The organism is Geodermatophilus sp. FMUSA9-8, assembly GCF_037034165.1.
Classification (GTDB): Bacteria; Actinomycetota; Actinomycetes; order Mycobacteriales; family Geodermatophilaceae; genus Geodermatophilus; species Geodermatophilus nigrescens.
The window spans coordinates 98,837-117,431 of record NZ_JBAGKE010000010.1 but is presented as its reverse complement, the minus strand read 5'-3'; the positions used below and the strand labels follow the sequence as shown (position 1 = coordinate 117,431).

Sequence of the window (18,595 nt, the reverse complement as noted above, 5' to 3'; positions counted from 1 at the left end):
CCGATGAGTCTCGCGCTGCGCTACGCCGCCCGCTCCGACCGCGGTCTCGTCCGCGGCAACAACCAGGACTCGGTGTACGCCGGGCCGCGGTTGCTCGCCGTCGCCGACGGGATGGGCGGCCACGCGGCCGGCGACGTCGCCAGCAAGGTCGTGATCGCCGCGCTCGAGCACCTCGACGAGGACGCGCCCAGCGGCGACATGCTGCAGGCGCTGCGCGAGGCGGTCTTCGACGGCAGCGAGCACCTGCGCGAGGTCATCCGCGAGTCGCCGCAGCTGGAGGGCATGGGCACGACGCTCACCGCCGTCCTGTTCGCCGGCGGCCGGCTGGCCCTGTGCCACGTGGGCGACTCCCGCGCCTACCTGCTCCGCGACGGCGTCTTCACGCAGATCACCCACGACGACACGTTCGTGCAGACCCTCATCGACGACGGCCGGATCACACCCGAGGAGGCCAACCACCACCCGCAGCGCTCGCTGCTGCTGCGGGCCCTCAACGGCCAGGACGTCGACCCCGACCTGTCGATGCGCGAGGCGCGCGCCGGCGACCGCTACCTGCTCTGCTCCGACGGCCTGTCCGGCGTGGTGAGCGAGGAGACCCTCGCCCACGCGCTGGAGGACCCGGACCCGCAGTCCACGGCCGACCGGCTCGTCGAGCTGGCGCTGCGCAGCGGCGGCCCGGACAACATCACCGTGATCGTCGCCGACGTCGTCGAGGACTCCGGCACCGGCACGTCCATGGAGCCCGTCGTCGACGGCGCCGCGGGCGACAACCGCGGCCAGCGCGCCGTCGACCCCCGCTCCGCGGCCGGGCGGGCCGCGCTCGCCGACCCGCCACCGGCGCCCCCACCGGCGCCGACGTCCGCCTCAGCCTCCGCCCTCCCCGACCGCCGCCGCTCCCGGCGGCGGTTGTTCGTCGCTGGGGGCACGGTGCTGCTCCTCGTCGGCGCGGGCATCGCCACCTGGCTGTGGGTGCTCACGCACTGGTTCGTCGGGGTCGCGGCCGCCGACGGCACCGACCACGTCGCGGTCTACCGCGGCTTCAACACCGAGTTGCTCGGGCTGGACCTCTTCCGCGTCGACGACGTCACCGGCATCCCGCTCGAGGACCTCTCCTCCTACCAGCAGAACAGCGTCCGCCAGGGCATCGAGGCCAGTGGCTCCGACGACGCCCGGCGGATCGTCGACGACCTGCAGCAGGGCACGCTCCCCGAGTGCCCGGCCGACGACGAGGACCGGCCCGCCACCGACGCGAGCGCCTCCCCGTCCGCCGTCGTCCCCACTCCGCAGCCCACCGACGGCGCGCCCGCCCCGGTGCCCTCCGCGCCCGGCAGCTCCTCGTCGGCGTCCCCGTCCGCGACGGGCTCCTCGACGGCGGCACCCGAGCCGGGGGTGGACTGCCGGGAGGCGGAGTGATGGCCGGGCCCACCACCGATCCCCGGGCCGCGGCCCCGGGCACGGTCCCCCCCAAGCGGCGCAACACCGAGCTGGCGCTGCTGGGCTTCGCCGTCCTCATCACGCTCGCCGCGCAGAGCATCGTCGACATCACGATCACCGGGTCGCTGCGCGCGGAGCTGGCGACCTTCGGCGGCTGGTTCGCCGCCCTGTGGGTCGTGGTGCACCTGGTCGTGCGCCGCTTCGCGCCCTACGCCGACCCGCTGCTGCTGCCCGCCGTCGCGGTGCTCACCGGCCTCGGCCTGACGATGATCCACCGGCTCGACCTGGCCGGACTGCAGGACGGCGAGACCACCCGCGAGGACGCCCCGGTGCAGCTGCTGTGGGCGACGATCGGCGTCGCCCTGTTCGTGGCCGTCGTCGTGGTGCTGCGCGACCACCGGGTGCTGTCCCGCTTCGCCTACACCCTGGGCCTGGTCGGCCTGGTGCTGCTCGCGCTGCCCGCCGTGCTGCCCGCGTCGATCTCCGAGGTGTACGGCGCCAAGATCTGGATCCGGGTCGCGGGCTTCAGCATCCAGCCCGGCGAGTTCGCCAAGATCTGCCTGATCGTCTTCTTCGCCGCCTACCTCGTCGACAAGCGCGACGTGCTGGCGCTGGCCAGCCGCCGGGTGGCCGGCCTGGAGATCCCGCGGGCCCGCGACCTCGGCCCGGTGCTCGCCGTGTGGGTCGTGTCGATCCTCGTGCTGGTGTTCGAGCGCGACCTCGGCAGCTCGCTGCTGCTGTTCGGCATCTTCGTGGTGATGCTCTACGTCGCCACCGAGCGGGCGAGCTGGCTGCTCATCGGCCTCGGCCTGTTCGCCGGCGGCGCGTTCATCGCCTACCAGGTGTTCGGGCACGTGCAGGTCCGCGTCGACACCTGGCTCGACCCGTTCGCCTACCGCGACGAGGGCGGCTACCAGCTCGTCCAGTCGCTGTTCGGCCTCGGCACCGGCGGGCTGTTCGGCGCCGGGCTCGGCGGCGGCCGTCCCGACCAGGTGCCGGTGGCCAAGAGCGACTTCATCGCCTCGGCGCTCGGCGAGGAGCTCGGCCTGTTCGGCCTGGTCGCCGTCATCGTCATCTATCTGGTGCTCGTCGAGCGCGGCCTGCGCACCTCGCTGGTCGTGCGCGACGCCTTCGGCAAGCTGCTCGCCGGCGGCCTGGCCTTCGCCGTCGCCTGGCAGCTGTTCGTCGTCCTCGGCGGCGTCACCGGGCTGCTGCCGCTGACCGGCCTCACGACGCCGTTCGTCGCCTACGGCGGCTCCTCGCTGGTGGCCAACTTCGGCCTGGTCGCGATCCTGGTCCGCATCAGCGACGCCGCCCGCCGCCCGGCCGCGCCGCCGGCCCCGCCGAAGACGGCGATCGGCGAGGCGCCCACCGAGGTGGTGTCCCGGTGAACGCACCCCTGCGCCGCGTGGCGATCAGCGTGCTGGTGCTCTTCACGCTGCTCATCGTCAACGTCAACTACATCCAGGTCGTGCGCTCCGACGAGCTGCGCGAGGACTCGGGCAACACCCGGGTGCTCACCGAGGAGTACTCGCGGGAGCGCGGCTCGATCGTCGTCGACGGCACCGAGGTGGCGCTGTCGGTGCCCACCCAGGACACGCTGAAGTACCTGCGCCAGTACCCGCAGGGCCCCGTGTACGCGGCGGTCACCGGTTACTACTCGCTGCTCTACAACAGCGCCCAGATGGAGCGCGCGGTCAACGACGTGCTGGCCGGCTCCGACGCCCGGCTGTTCACCCGGCGCATCGCCGACCTGTTCACCGGCCGCGACCCGGCCGGTGGCGACGTCGTGCTGACCCTCGACGCCGGCGTGCAGGAGGCGGCCATGGCGGGCCTGGAGGGCGTCACCGGCGCCGTCGTCGCGCTCGACCCGTCCACCGGCGCGGTGCTCGGCATGGCCAGCATGCCCACCTACGACCCGGCGCAGCTGTCCAGCCACGACCCCGATGCCATCCGCGCCTACGCCGCGGAGCTCGACGCGCAGGAGCAGGACCCGCGGCTGAACCGCGCGACGCAGGACAACTACCCGCCCGGCTCGGTCTTCAAGGTCATCGTGTCGGCCGCGGCCCTGTCGACCGGCGAGTACACGCCCGACACCGTCATCCCGGCGCCGGACCTGCTGACCCTGCCCGGCACGTCGACGACGCTGGAGAACTTCGGCGGCTCCTCGTGCAGCAGCAGCCAGGAGCAGTCGCTCATCGACGCGCTGACCATCTCCTGCAACACCGCGTTCGCCCAGCTCGGCATCGACCTCGGCGAGGACCGCGTCCGGGAGATGGCCGAGGCGTTCGGCATGGACGGCGAGGGCCTGGAGATCCCGATGACGACCGCCGGCAGCAGCGTCGGCGACATCGAGAGCGAGGCGGCGCTCGGCCAGAGCTCGATCGGCCAGCGCGACGTCCGGATGACCCCGCTGCAGGCGGCGATGGTGGCCGCGGCGGTCGCCAACGACGGCACGCTCATGACGCCGTACCTGGTCGACCAGGTGCGCGCCCCCGACCTCACCGTCATCGACCAGGCCGACCCGGAGGAGCTCTCCGAGCCGGTGACCCCGGAGGTGGCCGGCCAGTTGACCGAGATGATGGAGAGCGTCGTGGCCAACGGCAGCGGGCGCGCCGCGCGCATCCCCGGGACCGCCGTCGCCGGCAAGACCGGGACGGCGCAGGTCGCCGAGGACGTGCCCGACCACAACTGGTTCATCGGCTTCGCCCCGGCCGACGACCCGCGGATCGCCGTGGCGGTGTTCGTGGCCAACGGCGGGGGTACCGGCGGCGACGTCTCGGCGCCGATCGCCGGCGACGTGATGCAGGCCTACCTCGAGGGTCAGGGGGGCTGATGGCCCTGTCCACCGGCACCATCCTGGCCGGCCGCTACGAGATCACCGAGCCCATCGCCACCGGCGGCATGGGCGAGGTGTGGCGGGCGCGCGACCGCGTGCTCGACCGTGTGGTGGCGGCCAAGGTGCTCCGCAGCGAGTTCACCGGCGACCCGAGCTTCGTCGCCCGCTTCCGCAACGAGGCGCGGCACACCGCGGCGCTGGCCCACCCGAACATCGCCTCGGTCTACGACTACGGCGAGAGCACCGACGAGCGCGGCTCGCAGCTGGCCTTCCTGATCATGGAGCTGGTCGAGGGCAAGCCGCTGGTGACGATCCTCCACGAGGAGGGCCGGCTCCCCGTCGACTGGACGCTGCACGTGCTCGGCCAGGCTGCCGACGGGCTCTCGGCCGCGCACGCCGCCGGGGTCGTGCACCGCGACATCAAGCCGGGCAACCTCATCGTCCGGCCCGACGGCGTCGTGAAGCTGACCGACTTCGGCATCGCCCGCACCCGCGACGCCACGCCGCTCACCCGCACCGGGATGGTCGTGGGCACCGCGCAGTACCTGTCGCCGGAGCAGGCGCAGGGCCTGGAGGTCACCGCGGCCTCCGACGTCTACTCCCTCGGCGTCGTCGGCTACGAGTGCCTCACCGGCGGGCGGCCCTTCGACGGCACCTCCCAGGTCGCCATCGCCCTCGCGCACATCAACCGGCAGCCCCCGCCGCTGCCGGCCGACATCCCGCTGGCCGTGCGGCAGCTCATCGAGCGCGCGCTGGCCAAGCACCCCGACGACCGGTTCACCGACGGCGCCGCGTTCGCCGCGGCCGTCCGCGCCGTCGCCGCCGCGGGCCGCCACGGCGGGACCGCACCGGTCACCGGCGCGGTGCCCACCGGCCTGGCCGCCGCGGCCACCGAGGTCATCCCCGAGGTCGACGGCGACGGCACCCGCGTGCTCGGCGGCCCCGTGACCGGCGCGGCCGCCGGGGCGGCGGCCGGGGCGGCGGCCGGCGCCGCGGCCGCGGGCCCGCGCACCTCGGTCCCCCGCTCGGCCGGCCCGCGCACCGGCGGCCGGCACGCCGCCGGCAACCCGCGCACGATGCCGCCGCTGCAGGGCCCCCCGGTCGACGGCGACGACACCGGCGACTGGCGGGACCCCCAGCCGCGGCGCGGCGGCGGCAGTCGGCGGTGGGCGGTCGCCCTCGGGGCGCTCGTGCTGGTGGCCGCCCTGATCGCCGGCGCGTTCTTCCTGTTCTCCGGCAACGGCGAGGACCCGGGCGGCAGCAGCGCCGGGTCCACGAGCAGCAGCGCGCCGAGCAGCGGGTCGGCCAGCCCGACCCAGGACCTCGTCACCATCCCCGGTGCCGAGCAGTACCTCGGCGAGGACGCCGACGACGTCGAGGCCGAGCTGCTCGAGGCCGGGCTCGAGGTCACCCGCATCGACGCGACCGACGAGGTCCTCACCGCGGCCGGCATCGACCTGAACGCCGGCGAGGTGGCCGGCGTCGACCCGGCGGGCATCCCCGTGCCGCGCGGCACCACCGTGACCCTGTCGGTCGCCGAGTCCGACTACAGCCCGCCGGAGGAGGACACCGAGGACTCCGGCGGCGGCGAGGCCGAGCCGACCGGCGGCGGCGACACCGGGAGCGGTGGCGGCGGGCAGGGCGGCACCACGACGACCAACCCCCCGACGACGACCTCGGCTCCGACGACCACCAGCACGGCGCCGTCGAACACCGGCACCACGACCAGCCCCCCGACGACCACGCAGGCACCGGGTTCCTCCGCTCCACCGCCGGTCACCGAGCCGCCGGCGGACGAGCCGGACACGGGCGCGGGGTCCGGCGGGGACGCCGGCACGGCGGAGGGTGCGGGCGCACCCGCCTCTGCGGCTGCGGGGGCTGCCGTGGCCGACGGTGCGCCGGCGTGACGGCGCGCTCACTCACCGTCCCGGTCCGCCGCTCGCTGCCCGTTAGGCTCCCCGCCGGGGCCGGGACCGCCGTCCGGGTCCCGCCGCGCCCGGGTCCGCCCGCGACGCCCCCCCGCACCGCCCGAGAGGACCTCCGATGACCACGCCCCAGGTTCTCGGTGAGCGCTACGAGATCGGCGGGGTCCTGGGGCGCGGCGGCATGGCGGAGGTCCACCGCGGCCGTGACCTGCGGCTCGGCCGCGAGGTCGCCGTGAAGGTGCTGCGCAGCGACCTCGCGCGCGACCCGTCCTTCCAGGTCCGGTTCCGCCGCGAGGCCCAGGCCGCCGCGTCGCTGAACCACCCGGCGATCGTGGCCGTCTACGACACCGGCGAGGACCGCACCAGCACCGGCGCGACGCCCTACATCGTCATGGAGTACGTCGAGGGCGAGACCCTGCGCGACCTGCTCCGCCGCGAGGGCGTCCTGTCCCCGGACCGCGCGATGAGCCTGTCCGCCGACATCTGCGCCGCCCTGGACTTCAGCCACCGCAACGGCATCGTGCACCGCGACGTGAAGCCCGGGAACGTGATGCTCACGCCCGACGGCTCGGTCAAGGTCATGGACTTCGGCATCGCGCGCGCGGTGTCCGACTCCGCGGCCACGATGACCTCCACCGCCGCGGTCATCGGCACGGCGCAGTACCTCTCGCCCGAGCAGGCGCGCGGCGAGGCCGTCGACGCCCGCTCCGACGTCTACTCCGTCGGCTGCCTGACCTACGAGCTCGTCACCGGGGCGCCGCCGTTCACCGGTGACTCGCCGGTGTCGGTGGCCTACCAGCACGTCCGCGAGGACCCGAAGCTGCCGTCGTCGGTGAACCCGGCCGTGCCGCCGGAGCTCGACGCGATCGTGCTCAAGTCGCTGAGCAAGAACCCGGCCAACCGGTACCAGTCGGCCGCCGAGATGCGCAACGACCTGCTCCGGGCCCTGGCCGGGCAGCGGGTCGAGGCGACGCCGGTGATGGGCGACGACGAGCGCACCACCATCCTCGGCGCGGCGCCGGGTGCCTACGGCGGCGAGGACGGCTGGGACGACGACGAGGCCGCCCGCCGGCGCAAGCGCAACCGCGTCATCGCCGCCGTCGTCGGCGCGCTGGTGCTCGTCGGCGCCGTCGTCGGCATCGCCCTGCTGGTCAACTCGGGGGACGAGGAGGCGCCGCCGGAGGCCGCCCAGGTCACCGTGCCCGCCGGGCTGGTGGGGCAGCCGGAGGCCGACGCCCGCGCCGCGATCGAGGCGGCCGGCCTGGCCGTCGCCGCCCAGGTGACGCCGCAGGTGGTGCAGGACGACGCCCAGGTCGGCCGGGTGCTCGAGACCGACCCCGCCTCCGGGGCGCAGGTCGAGGAGGGCAGCGAGGTCGCCCTGACCGTCGGCGTCGCCCCCGACGCCGTCACCGTGCCGCAGGTCGTCGACCTCGACGAGGACCGCGCCCGCACGGCGCTCGAGGGCGCCGGGTTCACCGGCAACGTGGACACCGAGCAGGTCGACTCCCTCGCGGAGGAGGGCACGGTCGTGGCCGTCGACCCGGAGGAGGGCTCCTCGGTGCCCCCGGCCACCACGGTGACGCTGTCGCTGTCCGATGGCGACGCGGAGATCCCCGCGGTCGAGGGCCAGGCGCAGGACGCGGCGCAGCAGACGCTGGCCGGCGCGGGCTTCACGAACCTCGCCACCGAGGAGGTCGAGTCCGACCAGCCGGCGGGCACCGTCGTCGGCACCAGCCCGGCCGCCGGTCAGCAGGCCCGGGCGGACACGCAGATCACGCTGCAGGTCTCCAGCGGCGGCGCCGCGGAGATCACCGTCCCGCAGTCGATCGTCGGGCAGACCGAGCAGGCCGCGCGCCAGGCGCTGGCCGCGGCCGGCTTCACGGGCAGCATCGCCGTCGTCCCCACCGAGGGCGAGCCCGGCCAGGCGGCCGGCACGGTGGTCGGCAGCGACCCGCAGCCGGGTCAGACGGTGGAGGCCGACGGTGCCATCACGCTGCTGGTCGCGCAGCAGACGACCGCCTCGCCGACCAGCCCGTCGCCCGGCGGCGGCGCCGGCGGCGGCACGGGCGGCGGCTGACCCGCCCAGGACGTGCGGAAGGGCCCCTCCCGATCCGGGAGGGGCCCTTCCGCGTCTCCGGGGAGGCCCTCAGGCGGGAGCGGCCGACAGCCGACGGGCGCCCGCGGCGGCGGCCTCGACCACGGCCGGGTCGGGTGCCAGGCCGCAGGCGGCGAGCCACGTGGCCAGCATCTGGTGGCCGCCCTCGGTGAGCACCGACTCCGGGTGGAACTGCACGCCCTCGACGGGCAGCTCGCGGTGCCGCAGCGCCATGACGATGCCGGACGGCGTCGTGCCGGTGACCTCCAGCTCGGCGGGGACGGTGTCCCGGTCGACGGCCAGCGAGTGGTAGCGGGTCGCGGTGAACGGCGAGGGCAGCCCGGCCAGCACGCCGATCCCGTCGTGCACGACCTCGCTGGTCTTGCCGTGCAGCAGCTCCGGCGCGCGCACCACCTCGGCGCCGAAGGCCTCGGCGATCGCCTGGTGGCCCAGGCACACGCCCAGCACGGGCGTGCCCGCCTCGGCGGCCGCCCGGACCATCGGCACGGTCACGCCGGCGTCGGCGGGGGTGCCCGGGCCGGGCGAGAGCAGCACGCCCGCGACGTCGAGGTCGGCGAGCTCGTCGACGTCGACGGCGTCGTTGCGGCGCACCACGCACCGCACGCCCAGCTGCCCCAGGTACTGGACCAGGTTGTAGACGAAGCTGTCGAAGTTGTCGACGACGAGGACCGGCCTGCTCACGCTCCCTGTGTACACCGGGCGGTCGGGCGGCCGGGAGGGAGATCAGCCCCCGGAGGGGGTCGCGAAGTCCATGTCGAGCGAGCCGGCGTAGGCCGGCAGGACGACGTCGGCCCGCTCGCGCACGGCGAACCCGAGCCCGTAGGCCTCGACCGCCTGCTCGAACACCGCCACCTGCGGCGAGGCGGCGAGCTGGGCGCGGATCGCCGCCGCGTCGCCGATCGCGGTGACGACGAACGGCGGGGAGTAGGTGCGGCCCTGCAGCAGGAGCACGTTCCCGACGCAGCGGACGGCGCTGGTGGCGATCAGCCGCTGGTCCATGATCGCGACGCCGTCGGCCCCGGCGGCCCACACGGCGTTGACCACGGCCTGCACGTCGGACTGGTGGATGACGACGTCGTCGGGCCGGGCGCCCACCGGCAGCCCGCCGTCGGGACGGCGGGGGGCGTCGTCGAGGGTGATCTCCACGCCGCGGCCGGTCAGCGCCACCAGGCCGGCCGACAGCTCGCCCTCCTCGGCGGTGGCCGCGGCCGCGGCGACGGCGCCGTCGCGGGTGGCGGCCTGGTCGGTGAGCGCCTGGATCTGCGCCTCGAGGGCGGCCAGCTGCGTCTCCTGCTCGGCGATCGACCCGTTGCGCTCGGCGAGCAGCGCCCGCAGCTCGGTGACGTCGCCGGCGCGCAGGTCCGACCCCTGCGCGGTCTGGCTCGACGTGGCGAACAGCAGCCCCGCGGCGAGCGCCACGACGGGCACCAGGGCGCCCCAGGCCGTCCGGGACCGCCGCGGGCGCCCGGGGGCCGCGGCGGCGGGCTCGGACGGCGTCACGGGGGCTCCTGGGGGACGGGAGGGGGGAGGCGCACGGCTCGGCGGGGCCGTCGTCCTCCCCGCGCAGCTTAGGCTGGGGGGCCAGCGTGCCGGTCGCGACGGACCGGCACCCCGGGAGGATCAGCAGGAGTCGGTCGCGGTGCCCAAGTCCAAGGTGCGCAAGAAGTCGGTCTACACGCCGCCGGAGGGCGTGCTGCAGTCCCGGTCGGCCGCCCGTGCGGTCCAGCCGAGCCCGCGCTGGTACGCGCCGCTCATGGTCACGCTCATGGTGCTGGGCCTGCTGTGGATCGTCGTCTACTACGTGGCCGGCGACCGGGTGCCCTTCATGGTGTCGCTGTCGGCGTGGAACTTCGCCATCGGCTTCGGCGCCATGGTCGTCGGCCTGGTGATGTCGATGCGCTGGCGGTAGACGAAGGGCCCTGCTGCCCCCGGACCTCGCAGGCTCGGCCCGGGACCCTGCAGCAGGGCCGTTCCACCACGTCGCCAGAGGCCCCCGTCCCCTCCTCGGGACGGGGGCCTCGTCGCGTCCCGGGGCCTTACACCCCTCCGTCTCCCCCGCCCGAGGCGGGGTGTGCACCGCTGTGCACACCCGCTCGGTGGATCCACAGGTCGACATGACGTCCCGCCCCCAGGGTTGTCCACGACGTGTGGAGAACGCGTGTTCGACTACACCCGTCTGACCTGCGGTTTCGTGTCGCGTGGGGCGCGTGTGACGACGAGGACGGCGGCGTAACTACAGCTCTGTGCTTTGTCCCCAGCTGTGTACCCAGCTGTGGACGAGTCGACATGACCGCAGCCTGTGGACGGTCACCGGCTGCTATCGCGGGCATGCGGTCGAGGAGTCGACACGCGCGCTGAACAGGACACTTACCGTCCGCGGGCGCCGTCCCCAGGGCCCGTTGCCTGTGGACGGAGCGGTCCGCCCCGTTCCCCGTGCACCTGGGAGGGTGGGGACGTGCAGTGGGCGGCCCGGACGGCGGAGACGGTCGTACTGGCGCTGGGCGGGCTCCTGCTCGTCCTGGCGGCCCTGACGCTCGACGCCGGCGGCCGGGTGCTGGTCGGCGCCGCGGGCGGGCTGCTGCTCGCGCTGGCGGTGCGCGACGTCGTGCTGCGGCCCCGGCTGGCGGCCGACGCGGGCGGCGTCGTCGTCCGCGGCCTCACCGGGCGCACCTCGCTGCCCTGGCCGCTGCTGAGCGTCCGGCTGCGCACGACCCGGCGGCTGGGCGTGCGCTCGCGGCTGCTGGAGCTCGACACCGCGGCGGGCCCGGACGACGACGGCGTCCTGGTGCTCCTCGGCCGGCGCGACCTGGGCGCCGACCCGGCGGCCGTGGCCGCGGCGCTCGAGGCGCTGCGGCCGGCCTGACCCCGGGGCGTCAGAGCCCGAGGACCACCACGGGCACCGGCACGACCAGCACCAGGACGACCATCGCGACGGCGAGCAGCGCCAGCCCCGCCGCCTGCACGGCGACGCGGCGGCGGGCGAGCACCAGCAGCGTGGTGGCCAGCAGGCCGGCGACCAGGCCGCCGAGGTGCCCGAGCAGCGAGACGCCGGGCAGGAAGCTGATGACGACGTTGATCGCCAGGAGGGCGAGCAGGCCGCGCAGGTCCTGCCGGGCGGCGACGAGCAGCACGCCCATCGCCCCGAGCAGGCCGTAGATGGCCGCGGACGCGCCGGCCACGGGACGGCCGGGGTCGCCGAACAGCTCGATGGCCACGGCCCCGCCGAGCGCCGAGACCAGGTAGACGGCGAGGTAGCGCCACCAGCCCAGCCGCGCCTCGATCTCCGGGCCGAACAGCAGCAGGCTGAGCATGTTGAGCAGCAGGTGGGTGATGCCGATGTGCAGGAACGCACCGGTGATCAGCCGCCAGTCCTGGCCGTAGACGTCGACCAGGACGGGCACGAGCGAGAAGTCCCGGAAGACCTCGGACTCGTAGTTGTCGAGCGGGCTGGCGCCCTCGGCCACCGCGGAGACCGCGGTGATGACGAAGACGACGACGTTGACCGCCACGAGGGTGGCGGTGACCGGGCCGAACCGGCGGCGCGCGGCGCTCCAGCCGGAGGCCTGGCGCGGGCGGCGGACCCCGGCGTTGCCGGCGCGGACGTCGTCCGGGCACTGGAAGCCGACGGCGGCCGGCGTCATGCACTCCGGGCAGATCGGCCGGTCGCAGCGCGCGCAGCGCACGCCCGTGGGCCGGTCCGGGTGCCGGTAGCAGGTGGTCGGCGGGGACGCCGGCGGCGGCACCGCGCCGCCGGCGCCCTCGTCGGGTGGGGAACCGGTCAGCTGCGCTGCACCTCGACCGACTGGATGACGACGTCCTCGACGGGCTTGTCGTTGCGGCCGGTGCGGACGGTGGCGATGCGGTCGACGACCTCGCGGCTGGCCGGGTCGGTCACCTCGCCGAAGATCGAGTGCTTGCGGTTGAGGTGCGGGGTCGGGCCCACGGTGATGAAGAACTGCGAGCCGTTGGTGCCGGGGCCGGCGTTGGCCATCGCGAGGAGGTAGGGCCGGTCGAACTGCAGCTCGGGGTGGAACTCGTCACCGAACTGGTAGCCGGGGCCGCCGAAGCCCTGACCCAGCGGGTCGCCGCCCTGGATCATGAAGCCGGAGATGATCCGGTGGAAGATCGTGCCGTCGTAGAGCTTGTCGGTGGTCTTCTGCCGGGTGGCCGGGTGCGTCCACTCACGGCGGCCCTCGGCCAGGTCCGCGAAGTTCGCGACCGTCTTGGGCGCGTGGTCCGGGAACAGGTCGACGGTGATGTCGCCGTGGTTGGTGTGCAGCACCGCGCGGCGGGCGGGCGAGGTCGATTCGGTCACGCCCCCACTCTCCCATCCCCCGGCGGGGCGGGTCCGGGCCCGCCCCGCCGGGGCGGAGGTCAGGGCCGGGCCTCCAGCACCAGGTTGAACGGCGTGCTGGCCGCCCGGCGGACCCGCGTGAAGCCGGCCTCGCGCAGCAGCGCCGTCAGCCGGGCCTCGCCGGCCTGGGCGCCGAGCGCCGTCGCGGGCGGCGCGGTCTTGGAGTGCGCGACGCAGATCGCCGTGGACGCCGTGTAGTAGAGCCGGCCCACCGGATTGAGGTTGTCCTCCAGCCGGTCACCGGCGAAGGGCTCGACCAGCATGAACACGCCGTCGTCGGCGAGCGCCTCCCGCACGTGCCGCGCGGCGGCGAGCGGGTCGGGCATGTCGTGCAGCGCGTCGAAGACGGTGACCAGGTCGTAGCCGCTGCCCGGGAAGTCCGCGGCCGAGGCCACCTCGAACGACACCCGGTGGCCGAGGCCGGCGTCGCCCGCCCGCTTGCCGGCCACCTCGACCGAGCCCCGGTGGTAGTCGAAGCCGGTGACCGTCGTGGCCGGGTAGGCCTGCGCCATCAGCAGGCTGGAGGCGCCGTGACCGCAGCCGACGTCGGCCACCCGGGCGCCGGTGCGCAGCCGCTCCTCCACGCCGTCGAGCGCGGGGATCCACGCCGGGACCAGCGCGGCGGCGTAGCCCGGCCGGAAGAAACGCTCGGTGCCCTCGAACAGCTCGGGGTCGTGCCGGTGCCAGGCGAAGCCGCTGCCGGTGCGCACCGCCTCGGTCACCGGCTCGACGTTGCGGGCGAGCGCGACCGGGAGGTGGAAGGCCGCGGCGGCCTGCATGCCGTCGGGCGCGGCGAGCAGGAAGGCCTGCTCCTCGGTGAGCGAGAACCGCTCGGTGTCGGGGTCGTAGGTGACGTAGCCGCCGGCGGCCTGGCCGGACAGCCACTCGCGGACGTGCCGCTCGTCGACGCCGGCGTGCCGGGCGACGTCCTCCGGCGTCGCGGGCATGACGGCGGCGAGCGCCTGGTACAGCCCGAGCCGGTCGCCGATGACGGCGTTGACGGCGTGGAAGCCGGCCCCGACGTCGGTGACGAAGCGGCCGAGCAGGGCATCGAGGCGGTCCTGGTCGATGGTCATGGCCATCCCTGGGGGGTGCGGGTGGGTGCGGGGAGCCCGCGGGGCGGGCCCGGGTGCGCCGGCGGTCGGGGGCCGGGGGCGCGGGGAGGGCGGCCTCGTTCCGGCCGTCCGGCGCCGGCCTGCCGCTGGGCAGGCAGCCGGGACCCTGGCCCCGTCGCCGGGCCGGCGTCAACGGAGACGCTCCCGGCTCGCCCGGCCCCGTCGCGGTCGGCCGGCCGGCGTCCCACCCGGGGTCCGGCCCGGCCGGTCAGCGCGGGTCCCGCCACATGGGGACCATCCGGGGGCAGCCGGGCGGTACGTCGAGCGTGTCGTGCTCGGTGAAGCCGTGCCGCCGGTAGAGCGGGACGCGCTGCGCTCGCAGGTGGCCTCGAGGTAGGCGGGCACCCCGTCGGCGTCGCAGCGGTCCACCATCGCCTGCAGGAGCGCGGCCCCGAGCCCCCGTCCCCGCCGCTCGGGCCTCGTGCCGACGTAGAGCAGGTACCAGTGCGGCGGCAGGTCGCGGTGGTGGGCGTACAGCGCCGACCGCACCCGTTGGAAGAACCGCATCCGCCGCCCGCCGATCCGCAGCCAGGCCGGCAGTTCACGGAGGTCCTGCCGCGCGGACCCCCGCCAGTGGCCGGGCGGGAACCAGACCGCCGCGGCCTCGGCAGCGGCCGCCGTCCACAGGCCGCCGCAGGAGAGGCTGCGGGCGCCGTCGACGGCGAAGACGCGCCGGATGCGCTCCTCCCGCGCCCGGACCCCCGGCGGCAGGAGGTGGACGAAGAGCGGGTCGTCGGTGAAGGCCGCCGCGAGCGCGCGGGTCAGCCCGTCGAGGTCCGCCGTCCGGGCCGGTCGGACGGCGTGCTGCAGCTCGCTCATGCCGGAGACCGTGCTCCGCGGCACCCCGGCGGGCCAGGGACCTACGCCCCGGCCCCCGCGCCCGTGGTCACGGGCCGGCGGTCCGGGGAGTGGAGACGAGGGGAATCGAACCCCTAACCCCCGCCTTGCAAAACCGAACGAGAGGTGGTTTGGCGCAGTGGGCTGTGACTGAAAATCCGTCCTGACCAGCGCTTTCATCGTTGGCCATTGTCGGGCGTCGTTGGCCAATTCTGACCGTTTTGCGGACTATCTGCGGACTGTGTGCGGACTCGCCGCCTCACCCACGGCCGCTCTCCGATGCCCCGCCCCGGCCCCCAAGCCCGATCGCGGTCCGCAGCGCAGTGAGGGCACCCGCCCCCATCCCCCGCGGGAGCCTCTCCGACTGCACCGGCCGCCGGAAGGGCGCTGCGCGTCCCTGCGGGATGGGCCTACGGCCCACCCTTCCCCCGGCGCGGCACAGTCGGAGGAGAGCTGGTTATGGGGAAGCGGGGTGCGCAGTGGGCTGATCGCCGACGTCTGCACCCGTCAGCTCCGCTCCCGGGCGCACGCACTGCCTCGTGCTTCGATCCACCAGGGACTGGTGTCAACGGCCGGGTGCCGGCGGCGGGTCCTTTGACCAGGATCGGTACAGCTGGTGGATGCCCTCCGACTCCGCCAGCACAGTTCGCCACTGGGCGTTCTGCGGCTCCGCGCCCATTTCGATGCACCACTGCACCGCCGACTCCAAGGTCTGGCGCGGCGTGACGAAGTGACCATCCGGACGGACGGTGTAGAGGTGAAGATGGGGAAAGGTGGCGTGGCTCTTGCCGGCCGGATGCCAGTGCATCGCCCAGAGCTTCTCGTTGTCCGGCGACCGGAACTCGTACAGGTAGGCCAAGGTGGTGACCCGCCAGCGCCCCTGCTGGACGTCGTACTTCTCGGGGTCGGTAGGGATGATCCTGTAGTGCATGGACGCCAGGAACCGGCAGCCGGCCGCGCCACCGCGGAGCACAAGGCCGTCTCCGCCGTTCAGGCTCCATACGTGCGTCTTGCCCGTGCCCGCGCGGCCGCCAGGTGAGACGACGACCTTGCCCGTGCCCAGGCAGGCCACGGCACGTTCAATGGGAGCGAGGAACGCTTCAACCGCTCGGTACGGCGACGCTCCCGGCACGAGGCGTCAGCGTACGAGAGGCAGTGCCATGAGCACGTCGAGCAGCCCCGGGTGGGCATCGGGGTCGACGTCCTCGAACTTGCCACCGTCGAGGGCCGCGAGGAACTCTTCACCGCTCACGTCCAGGGCGGTGCGGGCGATTCGGTCGAAAGCTGCGGCGGCCTCCTCCGGGGTGAGCTCGCTGACTTCGACAGACGCGCTGCTCTCTGCGATCGACACGGTCGCCCTCCCTTCTCCGTCCACAGGTCTATCCACAAGTACGTCCACGCCCACGTGTCTACAGGGTGCCACCGACGGAAACGTCGCGGCGAGCCGAGGCGTATGCGCGTCACACGTTCGGGGCCGGCCGTTGTGTCGACAGGCAGCAAGCAGGTCCGGACGATGAAGCTTCGGCGGACGCTCAGCGCGGCCGGCCTTCTTCGCCTCGACGGGGCCCTGCGTATCGGCACGAGGCCCTTCTCTGGCCGGTTACAGCCGCACATCCAGGTGCTCGGCCACCAGGCCACGCAGCTCGTCGTAGGAGCTAATCTCCCCCTGCTCAACGTGGACGACCGTCCCGTCGGCGGACAGGAACACCGAGTGCGGCAGCCCGCGCAGCCCGAGCTCGGCGGCCAGTTCACCGTCACCGTCGAACGCGCTTGGAAACGTGAGCCCCGCGTCCGCCGCGAACGAGGTGCCCTGCTCAACGCCTTCATGGCTGACGACCCCGAGCACGCGCACCTGCTCCGCGGCCGTGTCTGACAACTGCTGGAAGAGCGGCAGCTCCGCACGACAGGGCGGGCACCAGCTGGCCCACAGGTTGAGGACGGTCGGCACACCCGGCGCCTGCGCCAGGTCCAGGCGGCCGCCCCCGAGGCAGTCGAAGGAGAGCTTGGGGGCTCCCTCGACGGCCGGCTCAGCGCCGGACTGGTCGGGGCACGGCGACAGATTGGTTTCGACTGCGGTGCCGGCCAACGCTCCGCGGTCACCCTCGGAGCCACAACCGGCCAAGCTCAGCAACGCCGCAGCCGCCACGACGATGAAGTGGGTCACTCGGTGTCGGAGGTCGTAGCAGTTTCGCCCTCGGTCACGCAGCCGGCGGCGTGAGCGAACACAGCGGCTCCTTGCTTGCGGACGTCGCGGGCGGTGGCACGGTCACGGTACCGACAGCCCTCGCGAGTGCCGCAGCCCAAGCAGACAATGACAATGCCGCTGCTCAACGTGGTACTCGTCCGGAGAAGTCCAGCGTGCCCACGACAGAGCCGTCGGCAGCGTATCCAGTCAGTACGCCGTCGGACCCAGCCGGATACCACCCGTGCAACCAGCCGCGCGCGAGCACGGTCGGGTATATCGACCCGTCGGGTAGCCGTAGTTCGCCGCGCACGGCGGTTCCGGCACTCACCCCATATACGACGTACGGGTCGGTCCCCAGGACGCCCGTCTCCACCGCGAAGTCGTTCGGGAATCCGCTCGGCCCGCACAGTCCGCCGCTCTGGTCAAAGTCGGCCGGTACCGGTCCGGCAGCGCTAGCCGCCGTTTCGAACACGGCTGACGTGCACCAGGCGTACTCGTGTCCGGGTTCTTCCTCCCATGTCACCACCGTGAAGACCTGACCGTCGGGCCCAGGAGCGGTCCCGGCCCGCTGGACGGTCGCAGCAGCGGAATCCGGGTCGGCGGACATCGAACCCAGCAGGTCAAGGAGTCGTTCTGGTAGGTCCATCGCGGCCGCAGTCCCGATGCCACCGGCAAGCATCGCCCCGGACAAGGCACCGGACACGATTCTCCGGCGGTGGCGCCTCGGGAACCGCTGCTCCGTCGCGGAGGCTGTCGTGGAAGCGGTGATGCGGGTGAGTTCAGCCGCCGACCAGTCCTCGTCCAGCGCGGGAGTCGGGCGAAGCGCCTTGAGGCGGGTGAGCGGATCGGTCGTCTTGTTCACGAGGCACTCCTGGGACATGGCGTCTGGATGCGGAGGGAGGCTGGCGCAGGATCGGCGGTCGCCTCCCGCAATCGACGGCGCGCGCGGTGCAACCGAACGGCGAAGGTCGGGGCCGAGCAGCCAGCCACCCGCGCGGCTTGCGCAGTGCCTAACCCGTCCCAGGCGACAAGCAGAAGCGCCTCGCGCTCGGTAGCGGTCAGCGCGGCCAGCGCCGCCAGCATCGCTTGGCGCTCGACGGCGGAGTTCTCTGCCGCAGGGCCGTGCCCGGCCAGTTCGGTCAGCCGCTGCAACTCACCCTGGAGCAGGGCCCGCCGGTACCCCGAGCGACGGTGGTTGGCCAGCGTGTTGCGGGCGACGACGAGCAGCCAGGGCAGCGGCTCGCCTGGGACGTCGGCCAATCGCCGCCAGGCCACGAGGAAGGTCTCCGACACGACCTCATGCGCAGTCTCCGGGTCGGTATGCCGCTGCGCGTAGGCCAGCACCCGAGGGGCGTGCTCCTTCCAGAGCGCGGTGAACCGGCTGGCCTCGGGTTCCGCCGCCGGACCGCTTCTCGTCACTCTCACACCTTGCAATGTCCAGCACCTGGCCGTTTCTTACCTCCGCAGCCCGAGCCGTCCTGCCATCCCTCTGCCAGCCGCTGGTTGCTCCAGCGCTCCAGGTGGGTGCTTAGGCCTTCGGGCGTCGGAACAGGTACTCCTTCATCAGACCGCCCTGCGACGGCGTGACGGCCGGCGGCCCGAGCAGTCCCAGCCGTCCGCCGACAGGACGTCGAGGGCGTCCATCTGGCGTCGGAGGCTGGCGCTCTCAGGATTCACGGTCTCGTCATCTCCGGTCGTCAGAAAGTTGATCTTTCCCGGACGACCTTCGGTGATCGTGACCAGCAGGGTTCCGTGTTCGTAGTGGGTCATGGCCCCGAGGGTGGACCAGC

Annotated in this window: 19 protein-coding genes; 7 read left to right on the top strand and 12 right to left on the bottom strand. The window is 74.1% G+C overall.

What is annotated here, in order from left to right; all coding sequences use genetic code 11:
• Positions 1-3: 3 nt before the first annotated feature.
• The 5 genes from WA616_RS19515 to pknB all read left to right on the top strand — a co-directional run bounded on the left by WA616_RS19515 (position 4) and on the right by pknB (position 8,275).
• Positions 4-1,413: a PP2C family protein-serine/threonine phosphatase gene (locus WA616_RS19515; RefSeq protein ID WP_336032512.1), complete on the top strand. Its 1,410-nt coding sequence runs from the start codon at positions 4-6 to the stop codon at positions 1,411-1,413.
• Entirely contained in the window at positions 1,413-2,825 is a 1,413-nt protein-coding gene (locus WA616_RS19510) for an FtsW/RodA/SpoVE family cell cycle protein (RefSeq protein WP_336032511.1), read from the top strand. Before WA616_RS19515 ends, WA616_RS19510 begins: the two co-directional genes overlap by 1 nt.
• The gene (locus tag WA616_RS19505; RefSeq protein ID WP_336032509.1) at positions 2,822-4,270 is read left to right on the top strand and encodes a peptidoglycan D,D-transpeptidase FtsI family protein; all 1,449 of its coding nucleotides are present in this window, start codon (positions 2,822-2,824) and stop codon (positions 4,268-4,270) included. Before WA616_RS19510 ends, WA616_RS19505 begins: the two co-directional genes overlap by 4 nt.
• Positions 4,270-6,180 (top strand): protein kinase domain-containing protein, encoded by a 1,911-nt coding sequence (locus WA616_RS19500; protein ID WP_336032508.1) that lies wholly within the window; start codon positions 4,270-4,272, stop codon positions 6,178-6,180. Before WA616_RS19505 ends, WA616_RS19500 begins: the two co-directional genes overlap by 1 nt.
• 136 nt (positions 6,181-6,316) lie before the next feature.
• A complete protein-coding gene (gene pknB, locus WA616_RS19495) occupies positions 6,317-8,275 on the top strand; it encodes a Stk1 family PASTA domain-containing Ser/Thr kinase (RefSeq protein WP_336032506.1) in 1,959 nt (652 codons plus the stop codon).
• A gap of 69 nt (positions 8,276-8,344) precedes the next feature.
• Here pknB and WA616_RS19490 read toward each other — a convergent pair whose 3' ends face one another.
• Positions 8,345-8,995: an aminodeoxychorismate/anthranilate synthase component II gene (locus WA616_RS19490; protein WP_073422090.1), complete on the bottom strand. Its 651-nt coding sequence runs from the start codon at positions 8,993-8,995 to the stop codon at positions 8,345-8,347.
• A gap of 42 nt (positions 8,996-9,037) precedes the next feature.
• Entirely contained in the window at positions 9,038-9,814 is a 777-nt protein-coding gene (locus tag WA616_RS19485) for a DUF881 domain-containing protein (protein WP_336032505.1), read from the bottom strand.
• Between the two features lie 139 nt (positions 9,815-9,953).
• On the opposite strand from WA616_RS19485, the gene crgA reads away from it, so the two are divergent.
• Together crgA and WA616_RS19475 are read left to right on the top strand one after the other, a co-directional pair.
• Entirely contained in the window at positions 9,954-10,223 is a 270-nt protein-coding gene (crgA, locus tag WA616_RS19480; RefSeq protein WP_073422088.1) for a cell division protein CrgA, read from the top strand.
• Between the two features lie 546 nt (positions 10,224-10,769).
• Positions 10,770-11,177 carry a PH domain-containing protein gene (locus tag WA616_RS19475; protein WP_073422087.1) on the top strand — a complete coding sequence of 136 codons (408 nt, stop codon included), beginning with the start codon at positions 10,770-10,772 and terminating at the stop codon, positions 11,175-11,177.
• A 10-nt stretch (positions 11,178-11,187) separates the two neighbouring features.
• On the opposite strand, the gene WA616_RS19470 is transcribed toward WA616_RS19475, so the two are convergent.
• From WA616_RS19470 to WA616_RS19425, 10 genes are all read right to left on the bottom strand, one after another.
• Positions 11,188-11,955 (bottom strand): rhomboid family intramembrane serine protease, encoded by a 768-nt coding sequence (locus WA616_RS19470; protein ID WP_336032501.1) that lies wholly within the window; start codon positions 11,953-11,955, stop codon positions 11,188-11,190.
• Positions 11,956-12,092: 137 nt separating this feature from the next.
• A complete protein-coding gene (locus WA616_RS19465) occupies positions 12,093-12,629 on the bottom strand; it encodes a peptidylprolyl isomerase (protein WP_336032500.1) in 537 nt (178 codons plus the stop codon).
• Positions 12,630-12,688: 59 nt separating this feature from the next.
• Positions 12,689-13,744, bottom strand: a complete 1,056-nt coding sequence (locus tag WA616_RS19460) for a class I SAM-dependent methyltransferase (RefSeq protein WP_336032498.1) — start codon at positions 13,742-13,744, stop codon at positions 12,689-12,691.
• 168 nt (positions 13,745-13,912) lie between these two features.
• Positions 13,913-14,602 (bottom strand): GNAT family N-acetyltransferase, encoded by a 690-nt coding sequence (locus WA616_RS19455; protein WP_336032496.1) that lies wholly within the window; start codon positions 14,600-14,602, stop codon positions 13,913-13,915.
• Between the two features lie 583 nt (positions 14,603-15,185).
• Positions 15,186-15,752: a hypothetical protein gene (locus WA616_RS19450; protein WP_336032494.1), complete on the bottom strand. Its 567-nt coding sequence runs from the start codon at positions 15,750-15,752 to the stop codon at positions 15,186-15,188.
• Between the two features lie 6 nt (positions 15,753-15,758).
• The gene (locus tag WA616_RS19445) at positions 15,759-15,971 is read right to left on the bottom strand and encodes a hypothetical protein (RefSeq protein ID WP_336032492.1); all 213 of its coding nucleotides are present in this window, start codon (positions 15,969-15,971) and stop codon (positions 15,759-15,761) included.
• Between the two features lie 249 nt (positions 15,972-16,220).
• Complete coding sequence (locus WA616_RS19440; protein WP_336032490.1) at positions 16,221-16,784, bottom strand: TlpA family protein disulfide reductase; 564 nt, start codon at positions 16,782-16,784, stop codon at positions 16,221-16,223.
• A 163-nt stretch (positions 16,785-16,947) separates the two neighbouring features.
• The gene (locus WA616_RS19435) at positions 16,948-17,667 is read right to left on the bottom strand and encodes a hypothetical protein (RefSeq protein WP_336032488.1); all 720 of its coding nucleotides are present in this window, start codon (positions 17,665-17,667) and stop codon (positions 16,948-16,950) included.
• Entirely contained in the window at positions 17,664-18,224 is a 561-nt protein-coding gene (locus WA616_RS19430) for an RNA polymerase sigma factor (RefSeq protein ID WP_336032486.1), read from the bottom strand. Before WA616_RS19430 ends, WA616_RS19435 begins: the two co-directional genes overlap by 4 nt.
• Before the next feature lie 144 nt (positions 18,225-18,368).
• Positions 18,369-18,575 (bottom strand): hypothetical protein, encoded by a 207-nt coding sequence (locus WA616_RS19425; protein ID WP_336032484.1) that lies wholly within the window; start codon positions 18,573-18,575, stop codon positions 18,369-18,371.
• Positions 18,576-18,595 lie beyond the last annotated feature (20 nt).

What these genes read in the sequence shown, in the direction of transcription:
- WA616_RS19515 (WP_336032512.1), top strand. Translation starts at nt 4, where the DNA reads ATGAGTCTCGCGCTGCGCTACGCCGCCCGCTCCGACCGCGGTCTCGTC.
- WA616_RS19510 (WP_336032511.1), top strand. Translation starts at nt 1,413, where the DNA reads ATGGCCGGGCCCACCACCGATCCCCGGGCCGCGGCCCCGGGCACGGTC.
- WA616_RS19460 (WP_336032498.1), bottom strand. Translation starts at nt 13,744, where the DNA reads ATGACCATCGACCAGGACCGCCTCGATGCCCTGCTCGGCCGCTTCGTC.
- WA616_RS19500 (WP_336032508.1), top strand. Translation starts at nt 4,270, where the DNA reads ATGGCCCTGTCCACCGGCACCATCCTGGCCGGCCGCTACGAGATCACC.
- WA616_RS19455 (WP_336032496.1), bottom strand. Translation starts at nt 14,602, where the DNA reads ATGAGCGAGCTGCAGCACGCCGTCCGACCGGCCCGGACGGCGGACCTC.
- WA616_RS19425 (WP_336032484.1), bottom strand. Translation starts at nt 18,575, where the DNA reads ATGACCCACTACGAACACGGAACCCTGCTGGTCACGATCACCGAAGGT.
- pknB (WP_336032506.1), top strand. Translation starts at nt 6,317, where the DNA reads ATGACCACGCCCCAGGTTCTCGGTGAGCGCTACGAGATCGGCGGGGTC.
- WA616_RS19470 (WP_336032501.1), bottom strand. Translation starts at nt 11,955, where the DNA reads ATGACGCCGGCCGCCGTCGGCTTCCAGTGCCCGGACGACGTCCGCGCC.